General features: G+C 64.0%; 2 protein-coding genes. Both read right to left on the bottom strand.

Features of this window, described 5'->3' with window-relative positions; genetic code table 11:
• Nucleotides 1–847, bottom strand: an 847-nt coding sequence (locus tag VKP01_RS04480; protein WP_324410673.1) for a pilus assembly protein N-terminal domain-containing protein, incomplete at its 3' end; no start/stop codon positions are given.
• A 142-nt stretch (nucleotides 848–989) separates the two neighbouring features.
• A complete protein-coding gene (cpaB, locus tag VKP01_RS04475; RefSeq protein WP_324410671.1) occupies nucleotides 990–1,787 on the bottom strand; it encodes a Flp pilus assembly protein CpaB in 798 nt (265 codons plus the stop codon).
• Between the last annotated feature and the right edge of the window lie 374 nt (nucleotides 1,788–2,161).

The raw sequence follows: 2,161 nt of genomic DNA, 5'->3' as shown, positions 1-2,161 counted from the left end.
TATTCCAGCCGACATTGGTCTGGATGCCGAACTGCTTGACCACCGCCCGCGCGACTTCCACCACGGCTACGCGCAGCATCACCTGATCCTGCTCATCGATGGTGAGCGAGTTGATCACCGCGCCGCGTCCACCGAGATCGCCGCCCTCGCGGCCAACGAAGGCTTCCGCGATATCGACGGCATGCTGAGCCTGGGTCGCACTCGAAACGGAGCCGGTCAGAATGATCGAATCGCCCGCCGGCTGGATATCGATGCGCGCCCGCGGGAAGGAGCGGCGCAGGGTATCGCGCAATTCGCCCAGTTCGCGACCCACCGCGACTTCCAGTGTCGCGAGCTGATGGCCATCCGCGTCGAAAATGAAGACGGACGTCTCGCCGTCTTCCTGGCCGATCAGAAAGATCTTGCGCGTCGAGCGCACCACCGCATTGGCGACGGCCGGGTTGGCGACGAAGACCTCCTTGGCGTCACGCGGCAGATCGATGATCACCGACTTGCCGATGCCGAGCCCGATGCGCCGGGTCCGCTGACCTTCGTGATCGCCGATTCGCACTACCGATTCACCGCCGAACGACTGGTCGGACCATTGCGCCGATTGCCCCTTGCTGAAGCCGCCCTTGCCGAAACCGCCCTGACCGCCCGAATCGAAATCTGCCGCCTGTGCCGATAGCGGGGCGAAATGCAATGTCAGTGCTGCGGTGGCGCAGAGCATCGTGAAGCCGAGCTTGCGAGTTGTGCGCGCCCCGCTGCGCGTTCCAGCTTTGGAGGGCGCCTCGTGCGCCGCCGTTGCGAATGTCCGGATGGGGCTCCGGAACGGCGCGGACGCTGCGGCTGAAGTTTCTGCTGTCATGGCTGTTCTCTCTCGCAGAATGCGGGCGGCGAGGCCTGCTGGCGGTGCCGGCGCTTCGGCGCGGACCGGTGTCGCCGGGCTCGAACGACGCGGGTCGCTGATCGGTTTGCGCATGCGGGAATCGGATCTGGACATGGTCGCCTCAGGGAGTCGTCGTCTGGCGTGGGATGCCGAAGCGCACGATCGTGAGTCCGCGTCCGTCTTCGTCGAGTTCATCCTCGCCGAGTTCGGCATCTGCCAGAGACCGTAGGGCCAGGGAGACATGCCCGGTGCGCTGGGCCAGCGTTACGATCTCGGCCTGGGACGGGGTGAGCTCGAGGGTCGCGGTTTCGCCTTCGGCGCTGGGATTGCCCTGTGCATCCGTTTGCACGTTCTTGCCAATGGCCAGAACACGAATGTTGCGCAACAGGATCTCTGTCGCCTGCTGATCGCCCTGTCCGCCGACATCGTCGGTGCGGAAGGTGCGCAGGACGTCGACACGATCGTTGGGCAGGATGAAGCCGCCGGCTGTCGATGATCCGCGCGTATCGATCGAAATCGCGAGGGCGCGCTTGCCGGCGGGAAGGATCGCCGACATGAAGCCGCCGTTCTCCGACTGGATCAGGCGTTCGCGGCGGATCGGCTCACCGGCGAGGATCTGGCTTCGCGCCAGAGAGCCGGCAATATCGTCGAGTGCCCCGGATGCAGCCGAGCGGGTAATCAGTCCGACCGGCACCGAATCGGCCGGCCAGGACTGCCAGCGCAGATCCGCCCGGTCGAGGCGCCGACCCATGGGCAGATCCGCTGCGGCAACCAGGACTTCCGTCACGGGTGCCGATGGCTCGGACAGGGTGACGACTTCTCTTGGAGGCGGCGGCTCGTTGCCGCCGCGCATCAGAAACATAGCGCCGATACCGGCGGTGACGGCGATTCCGAGGACGACAATCTGGGCTCGTTTCATGGCAGCAAAAATCCACGCGTCGCTTGTGTTGACGCCCGAATTCGAACACGCAATCGTCAACTTATGGTTAATCAGACGTATCGCTCCCCCGAAATCGCTAAAAAAATCAACCAGGGGATGCCGACAATTCGCTCTCTGAGCCTTTGAATGCCTTGGCTTGGCATCAGTTGCTGATCCAGCAATACAATTTTTGATAAATTTTTCGCCGAGACGTCGCGAGAAGGGCGTAACCGTGCCAGAGGCTGGGTTCGAGGCCGTGTTCGATTTCGTCTGCCGGGCCTGTCGGGGGGAGCCGGGCTCGACGCCGCACGGAGCGCAAGTCCGACCGCATGCGCCATCGTCACCCGCCGTTTGGCAAGGGCGGTTCGTGCATG

This window comes from Saliniramus sp., from assembly GCF_035311605.1.
Classification (GTDB): Bacteria; Pseudomonadota; Alphaproteobacteria; order Rhizobiales; family Beijerinckiaceae; genus Saliniramus.
This window is presented reverse-complemented; position numbering and strand designations above follow the sequence as displayed.

Bases quoted from the DNA above. Each gene is read 5' to 3' on its own strand.
- cpaB (WP_324410671.1), bottom strand. From the start codon at position 1,787: ATGAAACGAGCCCAGATTGTCGTCCTCGGAATCGCCGTCACCGCCGGT.